Source organism: Arthrobacter sp. Z1-9 (assembly GCF_054792695.1).
The window spans coordinates 3247417-3269684 of record NZ_CP096456.1 but is presented as its reverse complement, the minus strand read 5'-3'; the positions used below and the strand labels follow the sequence as shown (position 1 = coordinate 3269684).

The following is a 22268-nucleotide window of genomic DNA, read 5'->3' as shown; positions in this document are numbered from 1 at the left end:
GATGATTATCAATGGCCTCCGCTCGCTGTCCGCAAAGAGTTGCAAGCTGATAGCGGCCGCACTGACGGCGGCTCTGCTCCCCGTCACTTTGCTCTCCTCCCTGCCTCAGGCAGCGGCAGCGGAACAAGGGATAGTCCGGGATGGGACAACACAGCTTCAGGCTGCGGCCTCATGCTGGGAAATCAAGCAAACAGCACCCGCTGCCCCATCCGGCAGCTACTGGCTGCTGACCCCGCAGATGCCGGCGCCTGAGCAGTTCTACTGCGATCAGGAAACCGACGGCGGCGGGTGGGTCCTGATCGGCCGTGGCCGGGAAGGCTGGAAAGAGTTTTACCAGGGTCTGGGTACCCCAGCGCAGGTCCGGACCACCGTTACGGGAGCGGGTGCTTTTGCGCCTCGACAGCTTTCCTCCACCGTGATTGATGGTCTCCTGAACGGAACGGCACCAAGTCTCCTTCAGGATGGTATCCGCCTGCGGCGGGCCACTTCTGCAGACGGAGCCAACTGGCAGGAAGCCAGGTTCAAAATCAACAAGTTCGCCCGCTGGGTGTGGACCTTTAGCGCCGAGCACCAGGTGGCCTCCTACACCTTTGGAAACGGAAACTTCAGCGGAGGCTTCACCAGCAATTTCGGTACGGACCAGGGACTCAACCGGGTGGTCACCACCGAGGCGGCCGCCCAGAACTACACGCAAGGCTGGTCTTTCGGGAGCGCGACTATCGGCACAACGGGCTCCTCCAGCTACCTGTGGTCCGCCAGCGCAAGTGCAGGTAACGCCCGTCCCTTCACCCAGATGTACCTTCGGCCCAAGTTGATGCAGGCTGACGTCACTTACCCCGCTGTCGGCGATGGCGGGTACCCGGGCTATGCCCAGCGCGCACTGCCCCAGAATGGTGCCCAAGCTTCCGTTTGGGGAGTGACGGGCTTGGCTAACGGGCGCGGCGGAGAGCTGGACACCGAGGTCCAGGACTTCGCGCAGATCGGCAACACTGTCTATGTAGCGGGAAACTTCCGGTACGTGCAGCGCGATGCCCAAGGTTTGGACAGGGTGGAACAGTCCTATCTTGCCGGCTTCAACGTTGACAGCGGGGAGTGGCTGGGGAGTTTCCGGCCGGTGCTGAACGGGCAGGTGAAGGCTTTGGCCGTTCTTCCTAACGGCAACCTTGTTGCCGGTGGCGAATTCAGCACATCTAATGGAGCCCCGGCGGCGGGCATCGTTTCTTTGGACCCCGCAACAGGCGCAAACGACCCCGCTTGGCGCCTGCAGCTGGAGAATCGCCTCACCGGTGGTGTTGTGCAAGTGCGGGGGTTGTCCGTGAAAAACGACTGGCTATATCTGGGGGGAGCCTTTACCCACCTTACGGGCGGAGCCGGAGCCAACCCCGTCTACGCCCGTGCTGGTGCGAGGGTGCGGGTGGCAGACGGGACGCCTGACGCAAGCTGGAACCCTGCCTTCAATGGCACGGTGGCTGCGGTAGACGCAGCAGCGAACGGTCAACGGCTCTACGCGGCGGGCTATTTCTCCGCCTCCAACACCGCGGCAGCTAACCGGGCGGCCGCTGTCCAAACGGTGGCCGGTGCGCCCCTGGCAACACCTGCCTGGACCTGGACCCCTTCCTCGGCAACGAGCTACCAGCAGGCTATTAAGGAGGTTGGGGACAAAATCTGGTTGGGCGGCTCCCAGCACAGCCTCTTCACGTTTGATCCGCAAACCTTTGCGCGCCTGTCCGGAAACATCACCAAGAGTGGTGGCGACTTCCAACGGATCGCCGAAGGAAACGGCGTCGTCTACGGATCCTGCCACTGCAGTCACTGGAATTACTCCAACGCCTTCACCTTCAGCAATGTGGGAACGCAGTGGACCTTGGCAGACCGTATCAATCTGATAGGGGCCTGGGATGCCCGCACTGGCTCATACATTCCGGACTTCAACCCGGTCCTGAGGGGCCGAACCGGTCACGGCGCTTGGGCCACCCTCGTAGATAGCCGAGGCAAGGTGTGGACCGGCGGTGACCACGTGTCCGCCGTGAATACAAACGGGGCGGTCCAGTGGGCCGGCGGGTTTGCTGTCTTCCCGCCACGGGACAGCACTGCCCCAGGGACGCCCACAGGTCTTACTGTGACCAGCGACAACGTGAGTGACACTCTGACGTGGTCAGCGGGATCAGGGGACACCAGCATGTACCACGTGATCCGTGAGGACCGCGTAATAGCCACAACGTCCCAGACCAGCGTCAAGGTGCCCGCGCTGGCGGCAGGCCGCTACGCCGTGAGGGCCGCGGACGCCGCCGGCAACTACTCCGGAAGCACCGCAGTGGTGACCGCACCAAAAGCGGTGCCCACTGCGGAGCTGATCAAGGCAGGGGCGGAGTGGAAATACCGCTTTGCCACGGATGCACCGGACCCGGCGTGGAAGACCACAGGCTTCGATGATTCTACGTGGAACACCGGCGCCGCTCCCTTGGGCTGGGGAAGCACCGGGACTGTCACCACCCTGACCTACGCGGGAGCGACTCGGCCGCTGTCAAGCCACTACCGAAAGAGCTTCACAGTGGATAACCCAGGCGCGGTGACCGAAGTGAACATCGTGACCCGGGCCGACGACGGCGTGGTTGTCTATCTGAACGGAACCGAGGTGTCACGGGTCAACATGCCGACGGGAACAATCACCAACAATAGCTATGCCACAGTCGCACCCCGCACTTTCACAGCCACCGCGAATCCGGTTAGGATCACCCTCCCCGGTTCCGCCCTGGCCGCGGGGGTGAACGTCATAAGCGCCGAGGTGCATTCGAACTACAGGGCTACACCGGACAGCAGCTTTGATCTCTCTGCTACCGCCGTGGTGACCGCGCCATGACCATCCACGATAGCGCCGGAAGCGACACAAGCCCCGGTGGCGACAAGACGGCCAACGCATCCGCTACGGGAGCACACCGCCCGTTGCGGTCCCGCATTGAATATTCCAGGGCTTCGTACCTGCTCAATGCAGCCCAAAAACCAGGCCATGGAGTTCCGGCCTATACCCGTTGGGTGAACAGGCGGTTGGCACGATTCGCCGCAGCAGCTGCCGCAAGCTGGGGAATCTCAGCCAACGCAGTAACGATGATCAGCGCCGCGTTCTCCGCTGCCGGCATCATCGGCTTGGCCGCCGCGCCGGCGTCGGTATGGTTCGGTGTTGTCATAGCAGTGCTCCTCGCAGCCGGTTACGTCCTTGATTCTGCGGACGGCCAGGTGGCAAGGCTCACCGGTTCCAGCAGCCCGGCAGGAGAGTGGCTGGACCATGTTGTGGACTCCGTTCGGATGCCGGCGATACACCTCGCGGTGCTTGTGGGGTTTTGGCGGATGGATGTGCTTCCCAGCTGGACTATCTGGCTTCCACTGGCGTACACGCTGACCTGCTCAGGCCACTTTATGAGCCAGATCCTGGCTGAACAGCTCCTCAGGGGCAGGGCAGATAACAGTCAGGCCCCCGCGGGGGCATTGCGATCCTGGGTGGTTTTGCCCACCGATTTTGGAACCCTTTGCTGGTTGTTCCTCCTGTGGGGTAACCCTCAGGTGTTCGTCGCAGCCTACGGAGGCTTGTTTCTGGTCCAGCTGATAGTCGTTGTGGCGTCTGTCAGGCGAAAGTACCAGGCCCTCAGCAGGGCCACAGAAGGGATGTCAGCATGAAAAACCCTACGGAATATCCGCTGGTGACTGTCGTGATTGCCACGTGCGGCAGGCCCGAACTCCTGCGACGAGCCTTGCGGTCCATCCAAGGGCAGGACTACGAGGGCCCCGTGCAGATCGTCGTGGTGTTCGACGGCGTGGACATCGACCCCCTGGCTGACGTGCCACCGAACCCGCTCCGAAGCGTCATGACGATGAGGAATGCGCGGACCCCAGGGCTCGCCGGAGGCAGGAATACGGGGATAGTGGCAGCACGGGGAGAGTATGTGGCCTTTTGCGACGACGACGACGAATGGGACCCGTCGAAGCTCCACCTGCAGATGCGACTGTGGGCTGCACACCCTGAAGCCGTCGCATTGGCCACAGGAATAACGATCAAGACAGGCGCCCAATCTGTTGAGCGGGTTCCACCCGCAACTGTGCGTATGGAAGACTTCCTGGAATCACGCGTGACCGCAATACACCCCTCCAGCCTTTTGTACCGGCGGGATGACCTGATGAGCCACATAGGCCTGGTTGATGAAGACCTGCCGGCTTCCTACGGCGAGGATTATGACCTGTTGCTCCGAGCCTCGCGGTATGGACCGGTGATGTCGGTGCAGGAGCCGTTGGTTACAGTGCATTGGGACCGGAAGTCTTTCTTCTCGGGTCACTGGGAAAACATTGCGGCGGGTCTCACGTACCTGCTCGCCAAATTTCCGGAGTTCCGTACCACCCGCCGCGGGACAGCGCGGATAGCAGGACAAATATCTTTTGCCCATGCTGCCGCCGGGAACCCCCGGGAAGCAGTAACTTGGGCAAGACGGGCACTAAGCAGAGATGCCAAACAACTCCGTGCGTATGCAGCCCTCCTCGTGGCGGTGCGGCTGGTTTCCGCTCCCGCCATATTAGGTGCGGTCGAGCGGCGGGGACGAGGTCTTTGAGCCTTGTAAACCGGCCTCGCCTGCGGGCAACACCCCATGAGTCCAGTGGTGAATTCGGCGCCGGTGCAGCCCTTCCTGCATGGCCGATGTACCTTTTGCTGGGCGGCTTCCCGCTGTGGTGGAGCCTGGGCGCGGCACCGTTCGCTCCCATGGTTCTTGCCATCCTCATGGCCACCTTAATGGTGCTCAGGCGCCGGCTGGACCTTGTTCCCGGCGTCCTGCCATGGTTTGCTTTCCTGCTCTGGGTCGGTGGGGCTGCAGTGATGCTGCCCACCGCCATCAGCTTCGTCGGGTTTGCCCAACGGTTCGGCAACCTCTTCGCAGTTGGCATCTTCATGCTCTACTACATCAATGCCCGTGAAAAGCTAAGTCCGCGGAAGATCATCAACGGCGTACTTTGCCTGTGGGCCGCCGTGGTGGTTTTAGGACTGGTTGCTACCCAAGTGCCAGAGTTCAGGCTTTCGACGCCGTTGGGCGCGTTAATGCCGCGGGTGCTGACATCGAATCCCCTGGTGTACGACCTCGTGTTTCCCCGCATGGCCGAAATACAGCAGCCATGGGGTGCGCCGGAGCCGTTCGAGCGGCCCGCTGCGCCGTTTCCTTACACCAACAGTTGGGGAGTTGCGTTTGTGGTCATGACTCCGGTCGCGATCGCGGGGCTGAGCACTATCAAGGCAAAGTGGAAACGCTTTGCAGTCCTGTTGCTGCTGGGGGCGTCGCTGATCCCTGCTCTTGCCACCGGAAACCGCGGGATGTTGGTCGGGACGGCCCTGGCAGCTGTCTACGTCCTGGTGAGGATGGGAGCGCGTGGCCACCTTCTCCGGGTTGCGGTCCTCGGGACAATCCTGGGGCTAACGGTCTTCACCCTCGTGGCCAGCGGGCGGCTGGAGCAGATTCTCGGCCGTCAAGAGTACAGCGACAGCACTGGCGGGCGCATCAGCGTCTACACCGAGACTCTTGCAGCCACCCTGAGGTCGCCGCTGCTGGGGTACGGGGCGCCGCGCCTCGACGAAACCATCGGCATTCCACTCGGAACCCAAGGGTATGTCTGGATGCTGATGTACTCCTATGGTTTTGTGGGGCTGGCCTTGTTTGTGATTTTCCTGGCCGGAGGGATTGTTAGGACGTGGCATGCTGCCGGCAACACAGGACTATGGCTGCACAGCGTGCCCATGGCGGGCGCCGGAATTGCCGGCTTCTATAGCTTTGACGTGATGCAGTTGACGGTTGTGGCCGTTGTGCTGGCAGTCCTGTTGCGGGCGCGCTACTTCGGCGAGCAGCTGCCATGAACGTCCGGCTCGCGGGGGCGGCGCTGGCCGCGCGGAGGAAGGGCGGCGGAAGGACGCTGCTATCAGGAGTTGCAACTTTTTGTTGCGTGATCGTTGGTGCTGCTGTGGCCTTCGGCACAGTGTTGGTGGTCACCAACAACTTTGGGGAAGCTGGTGCAGGAGTCTTTTTCCAGCTGGTTGCGTTTTTTGCCATCGCAACCGCCCTTGCCACTTTCGGTGCAGACACAGGCCTGGTGCGGACCGTGTCGGCTGCAGCGACGCTGGGCCGGCAACGCGTCGTTCGTCGGGTACTCCTGACGGCGTGCATTCCGGTGGCCGGTGCCTCCTTGCTGGTGGGCGGCCTCGCCTGGTTAGCGCTGACACTGAACTGGCTGCCCGGTGGCCCTGACGGCTGGGTTTCAAGCGCCGTGCAAATTGCAGTACCCTACCTCCCGGCCAGCGCCCTCTTGACTGCCTTCTTCGGGGCTCTGCGGGGATTGCACGCCGTGGTGACCTTCGCTGTGCTGCAGAGTCTTGTGCTCCCCACGCTGCGGCTTGCCGGGATCCTGGTGGTTGTGGCGTTAGGCGCCGGCCTGACGCAGCTCGTCACCGCCTGGGTGATCCCGATTCTGGCCGTAGCGTTCTTTGCTGTGGTGGCGCTTCGCCGCGAGATGCGCCGAGCCGACACAGGCGAATCCGGGGGCCATGTAGAGACCACGGGGATGGAGACGGCACGAGGGTTCTGGGCCTTTTCCAGTGCCCGGGGGGCCAGCTCCATGCTGGAGGTACTTCTGGAATGGGTTGATGTGGTTGCTGTCTTCATCCTGCTGGGGCCGGTTGCCGGCGGAATTTATGGAGCCGTAAACCGGTGCGTCCGCCTCGGAGTGATGCTGGACCACAGCGCACGCATGGTCACCGGTCCCGTCATCAGTTCAGCCCTGGCCGTCGGCGATGTCCCACGCGCCCGCCAGGTGTTTACCGGTGCAACAGGCATCCTCATCCTTGGGGCCTGGCCTTTCTACCTTCTCCTGATGATTTTCGGGCCCGCCGTCATGTCCGTCTTTGGCCCGGGATTTGCTGCAGGTGCGCCAGCCCTGCTGATCATCGGCCCTGCCATGCTGCTCTCGGTATCGGCAGGCGGAGTCCAAAGCGTATTGCTGATGGGAGGACACAGCCGGTGGCAGCTGCTGAACAAGGCGGCGGCCCTCGCCGTCGCAGTGCCCCTGAACGTCGCCCTGATACCCATCTGGGGAATTGCCGGTGCTGCGACTGCCTGGGCAGCTGCTGTCCTGGTTGACAGCGCGCTGGCCACCTACCAGGTGGCCACCATTATGAAGATCAAAGCGCCCGTGCGCTTCCTGTACGCGCCAATGGCCCTGGCCTTCACCGTGTTCGGAGTCGGCGGTTCCCTGATAGCGCTGCAGTGGGGGCAGTCATGGTCAGGGCTTCTTTATACCGCTTGCGCCGGCGGAGCCATCTACGCTCTCGCCCTGGCACTGCTCTACCGTCGGGGGAAGTTAACCCTCCGGCTTGGAACATAGCCGCTTCGTTATAAAGCAGGTACGATGCGGCGGAATCACCAAGAGCGGGAGCGCAGCAGCGGTTAGCGGCCAAAATGTGTGTACGCGGTGGCCTTGGTTGTCATCGTTCACATGGGTTGTAAGGGCCTGCACATGCTTTGCAAGCATGTGGAGTGAGGGTTCCATCGAATCAACCCAGGTGTGGTGTACGTGCTCGCAAGCTTGCTAAGCCCGCATCAGCGGTGGCCCAGCAGATGCCCCAGCCGCCGCATTGACATGGTGCCGGCAGGGCGGCTTTGCAGGTCTTGGATGGCACGCCCCAGCTCGAGCGCAGCCTCGAGGGACCGGGAAGGCCGTGGGGTGGTGGCGAAGTCCTCGGGCCGCCGCTGGGCGTGCTCGAGCTCTGCCCACAGCGATTCCTTGGTCTCGGCGATAACAACGAGTCCTTGCCTCGCTACTTGCCGCGTAAATTCGACCTGGTGGTCGTCAACATGCTCCTTCAACTTTGCACTACGAGGCACTGCGATGGGGACGTGTCCCGTGGAGAGCGCATCAAAAATGGAACCCGGCCCTCCCTGGACCACTACAACATGGGCCGTCGCATAGAGATCCAGAATCTCCTGGTGCGAAACCATGACTACTCCTGCCGCGAAGCGTGGCGGGCGGCTGTAGCCGTGTTGCATCAGGCAGCTCGGGGGGACGGGCTGTTGCTCCAGCCATTCATCCATCCACGAAACCAGCCGGTCGAAGGGGTGGTAGTCGGTTCCCAAGGACACTACTGCCTTCGGTGTTCCGTAATTGTTCATAGCACTGGTCCTATGTTCACGGATTCGGGATAGAAGCGTCGCTGCTCTTCCCATTGGATGCAAAAAAGGTCGGAGAGCGGATAGCAGAGCCGTCCGCTGAGTGTTGGAAGGTTGATCCGGTCCAGGCATTCGATGAATACAGTCCTAATGCCCAATAAGCGCGCGGCTATGAAAAAAGGGACGCTGACTCCGGCCCCGTTGGAGACAACGACGTCCGGCTTGAGACGCTGGAGAGTAGGCAGTGCAAGGCCCAGGTTGCGCACCGCGTTCGGGATGTTCCGGGTTGTTGGGAAGAAGGCCCAGGTCACGTCTTCGTCAGAAAGTGCCTTCTCGGCGTCCGCTTGTTTGAAAGTGACCCACGACCGGTCATGTTCCTGCCACCACTGCTGTAGGGGAAGGATCTGACCCAAATGTCCTCCGGGGGAGGTCACAAAGAGAATCTTCATGCCGGTTCCTTTCTTTTCGTCCGCTCGTGCTCATCGCTCGCCATCGTGGGTAGAGCCAAAAGCGAACCGGGCTTTCGTTCCTTGGCGTGTTTGTTGTTGGATTTGTTCCCCAGCAGGACATGAACCCGCGACGCACTACTCGCGTCAAGGTCCTGTTCCAGCCTTCGCAAGTCTTTGAGGCTGCTGTCGGCATAGACGAGTACCACCACCGCATGGAGGTGGTCCGCAAGCCGGGCACGCCGGACTCCCGCCAGCCGGACATCGGTTTCCAGGAGAATCAGGTCGCGGTGCTGCCACGTGTTAAGCACCGGTTCCGGCCACCCTTGGTCAATTTTTGCCGGGTCGATATCAGCCGCCCTCACCACCAGGACGGAAAGCCCGGCTGCACGCGCCACACCAGCCAGTGCGTCCGTGAATTCCGGAGGACAGGGCTTGTTGCTGAAGGCGGGCATCATGCTGACGAGCGCAGGACCGCCCGCACCGGTATTGATGGCGTCTGTGAGAGCACGAAGGACCCAGCGCATCCCCTCAGTGTCGTCTTGGTCCGTCACCGTGAGGGTGGGCACGGAGGAGGCTTCGCTGAGCCTGGAGCGCGTGCGGACTTTCCCATCAAGGCGTTCCCGCATGAGGGCAGCGGCGAGGCCCAGCAGCACCCCGCCAATCAGGCCGGCTATGAGGAAAGAGAGTTGGCTCAAGGAGGAGGGCTGGGACGGCGGGGTGGCGACGCCGATGATCCGCCCCGGGCTGTCAGCGACAAGTGTGAGGTTTTGCCGTTGCTGGAGTGCGTCGGAGAGCCGCTGTGACTGCTGCTCTGTGGGCCTCTCTACAGTCGTCAGCCGGGAAATTTCTTCACTTAGGGCCGCGATGTAACCGGCCGCAAGGTCAACGGCGCCTTTGGAACGGAACCGCAGGTACGCTCCTGCCATCGCGTTGGCATGATCAGCAGCCTCCTGCGGGTCAGGCATGGTGACGCTTACTTCAAGAACCTGCGAGCCTGAGGGGGCTGCGACATCCACCTGCTTCAGGAGGCCTCCGGAGCCGGTGCTCGTTCCCAGTTCTTCGGCCGCCATGCGTGCAACTTCATTCGATTCCAAAATGGCACGTTCGGTGTTGATGTTGATCTGCTGGTTGACCGGGGCGGATGAGAAGGGATTTGTAGTTAGGGGAGAGACCGTCAGGGACGCCGTTGCAGTGTATTCCCGCTCAACCTGCGTGCTGGCGTACAGGGACACCGCGGTGACCAGTGCGATGCTCGCCAGAAGGACCAGCCATTGCCGCATCACGGTGATTCCCAGTTCCCTCAGCCGAACGGTTGATGCGGGTCGTTCGCTAGTCATGGCACATCCTTGCCCAGGCCGGCCTGGTGTCGAGCTGTTTCATCGAGGACCTCCAAGATGCTGTCGTCAAGTGCCACCTGCGGTGTCCACCCGAATTCGTTACTCATGGCGGATATATCTGCCTGGCTCGCGAGGGCGGGCTCAGGCGTATGGCTGGTCTGGTCGACCGGGGGGAAATTACTAAGGCCTTGCAGCGCAAAGACCCGTTGCAGGAGCGCGCCGTTGGAGGTTTCCATCCCGGAGCCGATGTTGTACGCCGCCTCGCGGGGCTGCCCGTAAGCGAGCGCGGACAGGGCCCGGGCGACGTCGGTTGCGGAAACGTAGTCGTGGGTTGCGTCCAGCCCGTTCACTTCCAGGCGCTCCCTGCGTCCGGCCTTCCACTGCTGGAGTTGCCGGCAAAGGGAAGGCAGGAAGTGCCGGCCGGACATGCCGGTTCCAATCGGATGGAAGATACGGGCTGTAACTACGGGGATCCCAAAGCTGTAGCGGTACAGGCGCCCGAGACTCTCCTCGCGCACCTTGTCCAGGCCGAAGACGGTGAACGCTGCCAGCGGGTACGCTTCGGGGACGGGAAGGGCGTCCGGATTGACGTGCCCATAAGCTGCGGCTGACCCGCAAATGACTATGCTGCGTATATCAATCCCGGATTTGAGTACTGCCTGCAGCAGGTTGCCCGTCATCGCAGTGTTCGTGGGGGACCCGGCGGCGGTGGCTACACCCGCACAATTAATCACGACGTCGGGCCTTGCCTTGGCAAGCGCGGCGGCTATCGATGATGGCTGGAGCAGGTCGACATAATGAGAGCTGCAACGGCCATGTTCCGGAACCCGCGCGCTCACGGTCAAACCGCCGTCGGGCCCCAGGACACGGCATAAGGTGCGGCCGATGAAGCCCTCCGCCCCTATCACCAAAGTCTTCACTGCGGCCCCTTCCCTTGGATTCCCTAGCCTAGGAGTCGGTTCCCGCCACCACACGAGTAGGGAGGACTCTGGTTTGGGAATTGGCTACTCGCCGTGGTTGCTGGGGATACTCATCCGGGAACCGGGACTACTTGGTGCACCCCTCCCCGGGGTGGGCATCGCCAGGAGGGCGTTTGGTCAGGCCCTACCGAGCCCGGGCAGGGGCATTGCGGCAAGAAGTTCTGCCCGGCTGTTCACGCCGACTTTTGCGAAGATTCTGTAAAGATGGCCTTCCACGGTGCGTGCGGAAAGTGACAGACTGCGGGCGATCTCACGGTTGGACTGTCCGCTCTGCGCCAGGTCCACGATCTCCTGCTCCCGGGGCGTCAGGCGGCCCGTCCGGGAGGACTCCTGGCATGCCAGGACGAAGGGTCCATCGAGCAGCGTCCTGTATTGCTGCAGCAGCATCTGGGCAGCATTGCGCCGGGTGCGGCCTGCGTCTGCGTCCATCACTACGACTGCCTGCTCCGCGCAGTTCACGGCCGTCAGGTAGAACCCCTCGCGCCGGGCGTCCGCCGCGGCGTCAAGCAAGGTATCAGCATCGCCGGACATAACAGCACGGGAATAGATGTGGAGGATTTTGGTCATCGGCCCGTCAACCGTTGAGGTTAAATCAGCCAAGCTGCTCGCCGATCCAGCGTGGCCGGCGCGTATAGCCAGGGTTAGTGCGGTGCGTGACACGGACATAAAACCGCCCGCCGTGGCTTCCGCCGCCAGGTCGCTCAACCGCTGGGCGGCGTCGTCGGTCCGGCGGATCACCCCCATGGCAGCCAACAGATAGGCCTTGCCCCATAGAAAGGCACCTTCGTCACCACAGGTGTTTTCCAACGGGAAGGATTCCATGCACTCATCTGCAATCTCCGCCTCACCGCCCAGGGCGGCCGCGTAGGCCAGCATCCCCAATCCCAGGGGCAGAAGCTCAGTATGACGGCCCTGCCGTAACCCTTCAATTGCCGGCTGAAGATGTTGAAGCCCGAATTTCACGCGCCCCTGCTCTACGGCGAGGATTCCTTCGAAGAGCTGGATAGCCGCACCGGAATAAATCAGGCTCCGGGAGCCGCCTTGCCGGTAGTTCGCCAAACGAACAGCTGCTTCGTCCCAATGTCCTGCCAAAAGCAACCCTTTGACGTGATGCAGGAACACGTATTCGAAATCCATCCGCAGGTGCGAGGAATTCTTTTGCGCCAGGTCCAGGGCCAACGACGTCGCGGCAAGCCCCTTGCCCGTTCGTCCTGTTGTGTTCTGCAGGTTGCCCAACATCGTCAGGGATACTGCCCGCGTTTTCACGTCGATTCCGGGCGTGTGCCAGGCCAGGACGTCCAGCGCATCCTCCACCTCGGCCAGTGTCCCCGCCGCCACGTGGTCGAGGACATGTACCAAGCCAATGATGCGCTCAATCAGTTCGTCTCCAGGTCTAGCAGCACGAAACCCGGCAAGCCGATCCGCAGTTCCTGTAAGCAACGTCCGGAGCCTGTGTTGCTGGCCGGGGTCGCTGTCCGCGATGGGCATTTGGCAGATCCACAGGACAGCCCTCAGTAAGACCGGCAGGTTGTCAGACTCGGACAATAGGCGCTCCAAACGGTCCCTGGCGACGTACTCGTGGCCGAGGTGGGCGTGCGCGATCGCCGTCTCCAACAACATCTCGTCCAATTCCCCTGACCCGAGGGCGTCAGAACCCTGCGCGGCAGCTGCTACCCGCAGCGTGAAACGGAAATCGAACTTCTCGTTGGCCGCTCGCGCAGCCCGGACCATCACTTGCGGCGTCAGCGGGGCCCCACAGTCCAGAGCCCAGGAAACGTAACGGATCAGCCGTTCAGGCGGCGAATCTTCAACAATATGCCCATACATCCGCCGCAACTCCGAACTGCGGACAGGAGAAACTGTTCGACGAAGCACGTCCGAGAAGACTGGGTTCGCATGCCGCACTGACCCTGGGGCACCGTGGGACACAGCGACCAGCCCCATTGATTCCAGATTGTCCAGGTGGTGCCTTGTTCCGCCGGCTGTGAGGAGCTCGAGGGGCAGCGGTTCCGCCAGGGCTATGGATTCCAGGAGCTCAAATTCATCCCGTGCCAGTCGCATCAATTCGCGCCTGAGGCGAGCGGAGAACGCGGCATCCGTGCAGGGAACGTCGGCGGCAAGCCAGACGCCGTTCCGCTCAAACAAGGTCCCGTCCGCACGTCCTTGGCGCAGCAGCGCCCTGGCGGTCGAGGGATTTCCCTGTGACATGTGGGCAACCATGGCGCTGACGCTCCGCAGGACCTGTCCCTGGAGCACATTTTCACACAGGGCGTGGATGTCGTCCTGGCCCAGCGGTTCCAGGCTGCACCGGCGCAGGAAGCCATCCGTCCAAAGTTCCAAGAACTCCACGGGTGTCGACGAAGGTGGTGAGAGAACTAGTACCCGGACGGTATCAGCGGCCACCAATCGCGCCATGATGGTTCGGGAGTCTGGATCCAAGTCGTGGGCGTCGTCGATGATCATGATGGGTATCTGGTTTCTCTTTGCCCGATGGTTGCGGAAAAATCCGCCAATTGCCGCGAAAACTTGCTCCTGGCCGGGCTCTGCTCCGTTGTCCATGCCGGCCAGGAACGGAGCCAGCACAGCAAACGCCATTCTTGACAGTGCCGGCGTGCCGCTGATGCCGAAAACCGGGTGCGCCTCTTTAAGGACAGCTGAAACGGCCCGGGCGAGTGCTGTCTTGCCCATTCCCGTATCGCCAATGATGAGGCACCCGCTGCGGTCTGCTCTGGTCACGCTTGCCACTACCTGTTCAATGGCAGCGGAGCGGCCTACCAACGGGATGTTTTCCACCTGTCACCCATTCCCGCCGAGAAGCGCATCATCCTGACCCGCCCCGTGCAGGAGATCCCTGCCGGAAATCTGGAGCTTCGTATAGGACTGATACAGGTGGCCCTCCACGGTGCGGACCGAGATATGCAATTGCTGGGCGATGTCCTTGTTGCTGGCTCCGGCAGATGCCCTCTCCACGATGTCCCGCTCCCGGCTGGTAAGGACATCCAACCGCTCAAGTGCTGCCTGGCGGGGTGACTGCCCGTGCATCTTCCGTTCGCTCTCCGCCGCTAGGTTGAGTGCGCGTTTTGCCGTTGTCCTGTTGGCGGTCCTCACAGCGACCTGGTGAGCGGCAAGGGCGGTGTCCCGGCAAAAGCCCTCATCGCCGAAGCCCCTGGCGAGTTCTCCTGCCACGAGAAGGAGCTCAGGGTTTTCAGCCATGAGTCCGGTAGCCAGGAGACTGCACGCCTCAGCGAAAACTCCTTGGCACCGTCGCGCCACGGCGAGCAACCGGGGAGAGGCGGCCACTTCACCTAACCGCACCGCGGCCGCCAGTAAAAAGAGTTCATTCGAAATCCGGCCCGCCCTTTGTTCCTGGTCCGCGAGCTGCAGCACGTGGTCGACCGCGCCGTGGCCTCCATCCACCGCTGTGGCGAGGGCGGAAAAGTATTCGAGAGGAGCCTTGTACATGGGGCCATTCGGCGGGGTCAACGTCTTGAGTTCCCGCAGGCAGTTCCTCGAATCCTCGAATTTGCCCTGCAGGGCATAGGCGTACGAGGCCGCTGCCAAAGCCACTCCAAGTACGGCACCCGAGGGCATCATCCGAAGCTGCTCCAGCGTGGGCACGAGGGCCTCGAGCACCTGGCCCGCCCTCCCGGCATATGCGTGTATTAGCCCGGCACCCACTGCCGCAAGCCCGTGACGCGGAACCATGGGAGAGGCTACCGCACGGGGAGTGGAGTCCAGGACATCCGCGCACCTGTTCCACAGGCCGGCTGTGAGGTACACGGGCACGAAACGTGCTCGCAGCTCATAGCGCAGGCCTTCCGTAAGTTCCGGGACGTCCATCCTTTGACCCACTTCTTCCGCCACGCGGACGGCATCATCCTGCCGGCCAATCATTGCCAGCGCCTCCGCAAGGAGCGCGCCGGCCCGCAGCCTCAGCTCCTCGGATGCGGCCCGGTTATTCACGTAGAGCGTGGTCAGTGCAGCAATGGACGGGGCGTAGTGGCCTTGGTAGCTGGACACAGTTGCCTCTGCCAGCGTCAGCCGGTCCCTGATGTTCCGCAGAGTTTTCGTTGCCGCAGGGTCATCACCGAGCCGCTCACGAAGCTCGCGCAGATGACCCTCGGCCTCGGAAGGGGCATCCTTCTGGATGCAGGCCAGCGAGGCACGGGTCAAGAGGAAATCTGCCACGGAGGCCAGGGGCAGTGAATTCAAATGGTTCGCGCTGAAATTCTCCAGCACCTCCTCAGCCTCGGCCTGGCGTCCAAGCTGAAGAAGTGCACGTGCTTCGCCCAGCACGGCCCGGTAATTGATGCGCCGGTTAGTAAGTTGTGCCAGGAACCGGAGTGCGGCGTGGCCGTCACCGATGCGGGTGGCTTCGTCGACGGCCCCGAACACGAGTTCCGGCTCAAGCGCTGAGCCGGTAGCCAGCTGCCATGACGCGTACGCCTTGCAACGCACGCCTGCGCCGCCCGAAAGGTTCAAGACGTTGCCCAGCAGCTTCCTGAGCTGCATGCTCCGCCCGGCAGGAACCTCCCGGCGGATGATCTCCGCAACCGCGGGGCTCTTGACGCGGATGATCGCGCCCCCCGGCGCGCGGCAGGTAAGTCCCCGCTCCATAAGGGAAGCCAAAGCCGCGGGCGGAGCGATGCCCAGCAAATTTTCCGGAGAAAGACCGCCTGACAGGGCCAGCAGCTCCAGCACCTCGCGCTCTTCCAGGGACAAACGGCTGAAATGCGCTGCGACGACGTCGGACAGGGGCTTGCCACCGAGGACTGGGGTTGCAGTAAGTACGTAGGTGCCATTCTTGTTCACCAGGGACCCCGTGCGGACCTGTTCCCTCACCAGGGTTTTAAGAATGAGCGGATTGCCCCCGCTGTTCTCCCACAGCGTCTCCACGGCCAGCCGGGATACGTCTGCTCCCAACGTCGATACAACCCACTCAGACGTTTCAGCCGGAGTGAACGACTCGATGTCCTGAAAGTCGAGGAGTCCGTCTTTCCCGAGAGACACTAGGTCAGCGGACAAGGCTCCGACGCCGTTACAGGCAATGATGGCCCGTGCCTGCCCGCTTCGGACCAGGAGCCCGATGATCGCCGCGGCCAGTTCGTCGAGGAGGTGTGCGTTATCAACCAGCAAAACCAGCGTCCGGCCCTGCGACCTGACGCGCAGCAGCTTGGACAGCTGCTGGAAGACGGGGACAGGGTGGTTCGGCTGGTCGGCTTCCATGCCATCGAGCAGGAACCGCAATGCGCCGTATTCCGTCCTGGCACCGATACTGCTGCCGCGGACCTGTACCGGAAACATGTCCCGGGCAAGCGTCCGGCCCACGTGTTCGAGAAGCACCGTCTTGCCGGTCCCAGGTTCCCCAGCGAGCAATACTCCGTGGTTTCCAGGGCCCACCGTCTGCATAATCTTTGCGATCATCCGGTCCCGTCCCACAAGGGGGGCGTGCTCCGGATCCACACCTGGATGTTTACTTTGCGGCGCGGAGCTGCCTGCATCCCACTGTTCATCGATCCGGTCTTCGGTTCGCGAACCAGCACCGTTGATTGTCACAGGCAAACTGTTCCTCCTCTGATGGTTCACCGCTGGGTAGTAGTGGACCCACCAGGCGCGGAAACAAGGAAACGCACCTTGGTGTGTTCGGGAGTCTATGAAGCCTGTTAATTGCTGTCGAGGGAAAAGGCCCCGAAGGAACCGCAAGATTCACGCAAGAAGCCACATCACGCCACCCACCCTCCCTACTGCGGCGCGGAGGTGGGGCCGGACGAACAGCTCAAGCTGAACTCGCTGGATGAGCAGGCGCTGGCGGATTTGATCCAGGCGTACGACGGCGCTGCTGCCGCCAGCTCTCGCGGTAAGGTGCAGGCGCTGCTGCGCGAAAGTGGGGGTGTCGCTGATTTTGGGCGGCACTGGTACAAGCGCGGCTCTGCGAAACGGGCGACTATGCCGAGGGTTTCCGGCTGTCCCGGGAAGCGCGAGCGGCAGTTCGGGGTTGAGCTTGTCCAACTCTGTAGGGGCTTGGGTAGTAGCGCCTCCGCTCGCTTAGGGAGGTACGGTGGGCCTGAAGGAACGGGTATCGCCTACTCGTGTTTCCCGCTCCGCCTCGTTGTTCACTGGAAGTGCCGGCGAGGACCGAGCTTTCACGAAGGCTCCCACCGCAGCAATCGCCGGCACCACTCATCGCGGCGGCTGAAGAATGGAGTCCTCCCGGCGAACCCGGGGCGATTCAGGACGGCAGGATCCATGCGAACCAGATCATCGACTGGGGATGGCATCAACCTTGCGGCCTGCCCCCATCAATTTGTTGGCCGGTGCGATGACTGTTCCGCGTCAGCAAGCCTAAAGGAATCAGACCAGATGGTGACGGATGAGGGCGGGACTACCTTCGCGGCGGAGTCCGAGCCCTACGCGCGCGCATAGATGGCACGCCATGCAGCCCTTCGCAGCAGATCTTGACTCAACCTTGCAGGTTGGTTGCAGGAATCTTAAGTCACGTTCGGAAGAGTAGGTGACGCCGGGCAAACCCCGGCGAAAGCACGCTGCCGGTCCTCAAGGGCCGTCGCGGCCGAAACTACTCCGGGGGCGAACTTGTCTGAGGTTTTGAATTCAAAGGCCACTAGCGGCGAAGAGAACGGTTTCAGCCGCCGCAGGGTCATGGCAGGAGTGGCGTGGTCGGTACCCGTTATCCTGACCACCATCGCCGTCCCCCCTGCTGCGGCCTCGACAGGCCGGATTAGTGCCACGGCGACCTGGCTAAACGGCGCGGCCCCGCAGTATTCAAAGATCGGAGGCGGCGGCACTAAATTCGGAGGAACTGCTCCCGCAACTCTGAGGCTCGTGAACACCGGGACCTTGTCATTCACGGGAACTATTAGCGTAACGATAAACCTGACACCAGAAGCGGCCGTGCTCGTTGGAATCGGGGTAGAGTCACTCCTTCCCGCCACAGTGTCAGCAGCAAGTGCTTTTGAGCAGCATCGGTCCACGACGTCCTTCTCTTATACCGGCACAATTGGGAGCGGTCAGACGGCGGATTTCCCCATTCTGTTCAACTACGAAACGATCAATCCGAAACCGAGCAACGTTGTCTATTCCTTCGTCATGACCACCACTGTGGTTCTGACGGCAAACGGCGGCGGTTCGCTCTCGCTGACGCCCACCACCAGTCCTAACCCCACCATTCAGTTCTAACGATGGTCTGGAAACGTGGCGGCCTGGTGGCAGAAGTCCGTTCCGGCTCAGCGAACCGGGTAGCCCTGCTACACCTAGACGCAGTCAGGCCCCTGGTCTTGGAAGGCACGGCGGCGATCATTTGGAACCTGATCGACGGTCAACGAACAGAGCAGTCCATCCTTGCAGAACTCGAGGCCAACTTTGAAGACCAGTCAGGGCAGATGCAGTCCCAGGTGGAACGCTTCCTCGCAAGCCTCGAAGCCCAGCGCTTGATCGAGGCCGACCAAGAAGCTTCGCTCTAACAGTTTGAGGTCCGGGGGGATCATGGGAAACGCAAGTTTGGCGGGGAAACAACGTCAATTCGGGGAATTGGAAACCAGCGCCGACCTGCTGTGCCTGAATGTCCTGGGAATAGAATTCGCTGTTCGCTGGGGCCGTGAGGTTACACGGGAGCAGCAGGAGGATATGAGCTCATCCTGGGCTAGGTGTGCCAGCAACCGCGAGCTCATGCTTCCTCCGATGCCGAGGGAGCCTAAGGATGGCCAGGCGTTCAGCGCCTTAGTCACGTGGAAGTCGCACAAGCACGACGACGGGGTGTTCCAGCTTCAGGCCGCATCGTTTGAGGAACTGGCTGAGAACCTGACGTCCCGGCTCACCGTGGCAGCCATCCTGGCCAATGCAGGTCAACTTACGATGCTTCACGCCTGCGGAGTGGCAGACCCTGCCACGGGGGCGGTGGTGGCGCTCGTGGCTAAATCAGGAACGGGCAAGACCACTGCGGCCTCCGTGCTGGCCCGGACCTATGGCTATGTCACGGATGAAACGGTCGCCATCGCACCGGACGGCTCGGTGGTTCCATACCCCAAGCCATTGTCCGTTGAGCAGGCACCAGGCCAACCCAAGCGACAGGTGGGACCGGACGAGCTTGGACTTCAGCCGGCCCCTGCCAAGCCCTTCATCCAGTCCATCGTGCTGTTGGACCGGGTCCACAGCAGCCATCCGGTGGCCCCGGTAATGCGGAGGGTCCCGCTGGCCGATGCAGTCCTCGCCCTGATCCCGGACTCGTCCTCACAGGCCGAATTTGAAGAACCATTGCAATCGCTCTGCCGCCTGATCGACAGCGTCGGGGGAGTCTGTCAGGTGACGTACTCGGAGGCCGCTGATCTGCCAGCGGCTTTGGAGCCCTTGTTCCGGACGCAGCCCGGAAGCGAGCCCGAATGGGAAGCCCGGTCAGTAGAAAGTCACCAGTCCGGACACCTACCGGACGGCTTAGTCCGCCGCGCAGCAACGAAAGATGCCGTGGCAATCGGTGATGACCTGCTGGTGGTGCTCGAGAACGAAATTGTACGGCTCAGCGGAATCGGCCCGGCCATCTGGGAAGGGTCCGTCAACCCGGTACGGCTGGATCAGCTTGCTGAAGAAGTGGGCAAGGTGCATGGCAGGCCGGACGGCTACCGGGACGCCGTTGCCGCAGCGGTAAGTCAGCTCATCGCTAAAGCAGTGGTGGAACAGGGCCGCAAGTAGCCCACCATCGCGTGGGGGACCACTCGAAGCAGTACCCCGGCATCAAAGACCGGGACAGCAAAACGGAGAACTTGAGTGGAAGGAACCACCATGAGCACAACAGCCGCCCCCGCAGAAGCGCCAGCCGGCATGGAGCTGACGGACTACCTCCGCGTGCTACGGGTCTACTGGAAGGCAATTCTCGCCTTCGTCCTGCTGGCCACCCTGACGGCGGGCGGCTGGACAGCCCTTCAGCCCAAGATCTACTCTTCCGATTCCAGCGGCATCGTAGTGACGCCGGGATCGGACAACGTGAACCTCTCGCTCGCCGGGGACAGCCTCGCCAAGGCCAAGGTTAAGAACTATGAGTCTGTGGCAAAGTCACGGCTCGTAGCGGACCGGGTCATTTCCTCCCTGGAACTCAAGACCACTGCGGATGCCCTGCTCAGCACCGTCAGCGTAAAGGTCCCGCTGGACACTGCAGAAATTCGGGTGACTGCCTTGTCGAGCGATCCGGCGACCGCACAGCGCGTCGCTGATGCTTGGGTCAACGGCCTCGCCGCCCAGGTGGAAGCGATCGAAACGGCTCCCCCCGCCGAAACAGGTGCTGAGCCCGGCACCGCAGCAACAGCTGAGCCGGGGACGCCAACAACAGCGACAGCCACCGCTATCCGCGTGCTCCCATTGGGCAAGGCAGTCCTTCCCACCAACCCCACGTCACCCAACACCAAGCTGAATCTGGCCCTGGGCGCACTCGTGGGTCTGGCCGTCGGGGTGGCCTATGCGGTGGTCCGGCGGTACCTCGACCGGCGCATCCGCAAAGCCTCCGAAATTGAACGGCTCTTCAGCGTCCCCGTGATCGGCACCCTTCCGGTGGACCACCGCCTGGACCAGAAAAGCACCATCCTCGATGCCGGCACCGCTGCCCAAGTACACGATGCTGGCGGGGCGATGGCTGAAGCCCTGCGCGAACTACGCACCAACCTCAGCTTCCTTGACGTAGACCAGCCGCCGCGGATCATCGTGGTGACCAGCTCCGTGCAGTCAGAAGGCAAATCCACCGTCACGGCCAACCTGGCGGTCACCATGGCAGCCGCCGGGGAAAACGTCGTAGTGGTCGACGGCGATCTCCGTCGGCCCACACTGGTGGACGTCTTTAACCTTGTCCCGGGAGCAGGGGTCACCGACGTCCTCACCGGCACCACTGAGTTGGCGGGTGTCCTCCAGCCCTGGGGTGCCCTGCCGAACCTCTCAGTCCTTGGCTCAGGTCGTATCCCGCCTAACCCCAGTGAGCTGCTGGGGTCCCGGGCCATGAAGAATATGCTCGATGCCCTCGCTAAGGATGCAATCGTCCTCATCGACGCCCCGCCGCTGCTTCCCGTGACTGATGCAGCCGTTCTCTCCCGTGTGGCGGACGGTGCAGTCCTTGTAATCCGGACGGGCAGGACCACACAGGAGCAATTGGCTCAATCCTTGGGAAACCTGGACAAGGTCAAGGGCCGGGTCTTGGGCGCGGTCCTAAACTACGTGCCAACCCGCGGATCAGATGCCTATTCCTACTACGGAACATATACCTCTGCTTCTGGTCCGGTGCCTGCGGCTGAACCCCAGCGCGTAAGTTCCCGGCAAAATACGGTACCCGAAGGCCTCGTGGAAACCATGCCGGGCGGGCGCAGGGCAAAAGACTAGTGGCAAGCATGGCGGACACTACAAAGGAAACGCAGCTCAGCATTCCCGAGGGCGTGCTGCTAGGCCACGCCCTGGCGGCGCGGGTAGCGGAAAGCCTTGGCATCCAAGCTCTTTTCATCAAGGGGCCAGCCAGTGTGATTCAGGGCCTTCGCCAGCCCAAAACGTCGGCTGACGTGGATGTTATAGTGGCGCCCTCCAGTTTGGAGCGAATGCTTCAAGGCCTGCGGGAGCGGGGCTGGCGGGAGCGCCCTGTGAATCCGGACAGCAGAACCTTTCCAATGCATGCGGTTACTGTCGACCATCCTGAATGGCCTTGTTGCATCGATGTTCACTTCCGCTTTCCGGGAATGGAAAATGACGCCGCCCACTGCTTTGAGGTGATGTGGGCAAGCACGGAGGACCTTCAGCTTGCGGGGCAGGACATACGCGTCCCGTCAAAGGGACTGGGAATCTTGATCCTGGCGCTGCATGCCCTCCGGTCCCCCCAGTTGCCTGTGTGCGAGCAGGAGCTCGAGTTCCTGGCACACCTCACGGAACGGCAATCGCTCGCCTCCGTCATTTTGGAAATTGCCACGGCAACAGGCTCCCTGGCTGCAATGCGACCCTTCCTCGAGGACCTCCTCCCCGCATCGATTGAGCTGGAATGGCCGCAGCCGTCCACAGAATGGCGTAATCGCCTTACGGCCAAGGAACCGGGAAGCGCCCGGCTGATCGCTATTGTTCAGGCCCCGTGGCGAATCAAACTACCCATGCTGTGGCATGCCCTTCTCCCGCGGCCGGAGGTCTTCCTGAGCGGGAACATCTATGCGGACACGTCCTTACGTGGGCTGCTCCAGCAGCATCGAGCGAGATGGGTCCGGTTTCTACGTTCGGCTCCGCAGGTTTTACGGGATCTCGGGGGCGCACGTGGTTGAACCTGCCGAAACCCAGAAGGCCAGCCTCAATTGC

General features: G+C 62.2%; 19 protein-coding genes. 10 read left to right on the top strand and 9 right to left on the bottom strand.

Annotated features, from left to right (window positions below; all coding sequences use genetic code 11):
- Position 1 precedes the first annotated feature (1 nt).
- A complete protein-coding gene (locus M1D93_RS15160) occupies positions 2-2860 on the top strand; it encodes a fibrinogen-like YCDxxxxGGGW domain-containing protein (protein WP_461172296.1) in 2859 nt (952 codons plus the stop codon).
- Between the two features lie 160 nt (positions 2861-3020).
- On the opposite strand, the gene M1D93_RS15155 is transcribed toward M1D93_RS15160, so the two are convergent.
- Positions 3021-3185, bottom strand: a complete 165-nt coding sequence (locus M1D93_RS15155; RefSeq protein WP_461175107.1) for a hypothetical protein — start codon at positions 3183-3185, stop codon at positions 3021-3023.
- On the opposite strand from M1D93_RS15155, the gene M1D93_RS15150 reads away from it, so the two are divergent.
- From M1D93_RS15150 to M1D93_RS15135, 4 genes are all read left to right on the top strand, one after another.
- Positions 3106-3672: a CDP-alcohol phosphatidyltransferase family protein gene (locus M1D93_RS15150; RefSeq protein ID WP_461175034.1), complete on the top strand. Its 567-nt coding sequence runs from the start codon at positions 3106-3108 to the stop codon at positions 3670-3672. The genes M1D93_RS15155 and M1D93_RS15150 overlap by 80 nt on opposite strands.
- On the top strand, positions 3669-4595 hold the full coding sequence (locus M1D93_RS15145; RefSeq protein WP_461172295.1) for a glycosyltransferase family 2 protein: 927 nt from the start codon (positions 3669-3671) through the stop codon (positions 4593-4595). The genes M1D93_RS15150 and M1D93_RS15145 overlap by 4 nt, the downstream gene beginning before the upstream one ends.
- Entirely contained in the window at positions 4592-5884 is a 1293-nt protein-coding gene (locus M1D93_RS15140; protein ID WP_461172294.1) for an O-antigen ligase family protein, read from the top strand. Before M1D93_RS15145 ends, M1D93_RS15140 begins: the two co-directional genes overlap by 4 nt.
- 86 nt (positions 5885-5970) lie before the next feature.
- Positions 5971-7404 (top strand): MATE family efflux transporter, encoded by a 1434-nt coding sequence (locus tag M1D93_RS15135; RefSeq protein ID WP_461172293.1) that lies wholly within the window; start codon positions 5971-5973, stop codon positions 7402-7404.
- A 215-nt stretch (positions 7405-7619) separates the two neighbouring features.
- Here M1D93_RS15135 and M1D93_RS15130 read toward each other — a convergent pair whose 3' ends face one another.
- The 8 genes from M1D93_RS15130 to M1D93_RS15095 all read right to left on the bottom strand — a co-directional run bounded on the left by M1D93_RS15130 (position 7620) and on the right by M1D93_RS15095 (position 17698).
- Positions 7620-8189 (bottom strand): glycosyltransferase, encoded by a 570-nt coding sequence (locus tag M1D93_RS15130; protein WP_461172292.1) that lies wholly within the window; start codon positions 8187-8189, stop codon positions 7620-7622.
- Positions 8186-8635, bottom strand: coding sequence for a PssD/Cps14F family polysaccharide biosynthesis glycosyltransferase (gene pssD, locus M1D93_RS15125; protein ID WP_461172291.1), 450 nt, complete (start codon positions 8633-8635; stop codon positions 8186-8188). Before pssD ends, M1D93_RS15130 begins: the two co-directional genes overlap by 4 nt.
- Positions 8632-9972, bottom strand: a complete 1341-nt coding sequence (locus M1D93_RS15120; RefSeq protein ID WP_461172290.1) for a YveK family protein — start codon at positions 9970-9972, stop codon at positions 8632-8634. The genes pssD and M1D93_RS15120 overlap by 4 nt, the downstream gene beginning before the upstream one ends.
- Positions 9969-10892: an NAD-dependent epimerase/dehydratase family protein gene (locus M1D93_RS15115; RefSeq protein WP_461172289.1), complete on the bottom strand. Its 924-nt coding sequence runs from the start codon at positions 10890-10892 to the stop codon at positions 9969-9971. Before M1D93_RS15115 ends, M1D93_RS15120 begins: the two co-directional genes overlap by 4 nt.
- A gap of 177 nt (positions 10893-11069) precedes the next feature.
- Entirely contained in the window at positions 11070-13745 is a 2676-nt protein-coding gene (locus M1D93_RS15110) for a LuxR C-terminal-related transcriptional regulator (protein ID WP_461172288.1), read from the bottom strand.
- 3 nt (positions 13746-13748) lie between these two features.
- Positions 13749-16391, bottom strand: coding sequence for a LuxR C-terminal-related transcriptional regulator (locus M1D93_RS15105; protein WP_461175033.1), 2643 nt, complete (start codon positions 16389-16391; stop codon positions 13749-13751).
- A 267-nt stretch (positions 16392-16658) separates the two neighbouring features.
- Complete coding sequence (locus tag M1D93_RS15100; RefSeq protein ID WP_461172287.1) at positions 16659-16865, bottom strand: hypothetical protein; 207 nt, start codon at positions 16863-16865, stop codon at positions 16659-16661.
- Between the two features lie 575 nt (positions 16866-17440).
- Positions 17441-17698, bottom strand: coding sequence for a hypothetical protein (locus M1D93_RS15095; protein WP_461172286.1), 258 nt, complete (start codon positions 17696-17698; stop codon positions 17441-17443).
- Positions 17699-17792: 94 nt separating this feature from the next.
- On the opposite strand from M1D93_RS15095, the gene M1D93_RS15090 reads away from it, so the two are divergent.
- The 5 genes from M1D93_RS15090 (at position 17793) to M1D93_RS15070 (ending at position 22234) form a co-directional block, all read left to right on the top strand.
- Positions 17793-18146 (top strand): hypothetical protein, encoded by a 354-nt coding sequence (locus M1D93_RS15090; protein WP_461172285.1) that lies wholly within the window; start codon positions 17793-17795, stop codon positions 18144-18146.
- Between the two features lie 2 nt (positions 18147-18148).
- Positions 18149-18430 (top strand): PqqD family protein, encoded by a 282-nt coding sequence (locus M1D93_RS15085; protein ID WP_461172284.1) that lies wholly within the window; start codon positions 18149-18151, stop codon positions 18428-18430.
- Positions 18431-18647: 217 nt separating this feature from the next.
- On the top strand, positions 18648-19652 hold the full coding sequence (locus tag M1D93_RS15080) for an ATP-binding protein (RefSeq protein WP_461172283.1): 1005 nt from the start codon (positions 18648-18650) through the stop codon (positions 19650-19652).
- 90 nt (positions 19653-19742) lie between these two features.
- Complete coding sequence (locus tag M1D93_RS15075) at positions 19743-21320, top strand: tyrosine-protein kinase domain-containing protein (protein WP_461172282.1); 1578 nt, start codon at positions 19743-19745, stop codon at positions 21318-21320.
- Between the two features lie 8 nt (positions 21321-21328).
- Positions 21329-22234, top strand: coding sequence for a nucleotidyltransferase family protein (locus M1D93_RS15070; protein WP_461175032.1), 906 nt, complete (start codon positions 21329-21331; stop codon positions 22232-22234).
- The last annotated feature ends 34 nt before the right edge of the window (positions 22235-22268 follow it).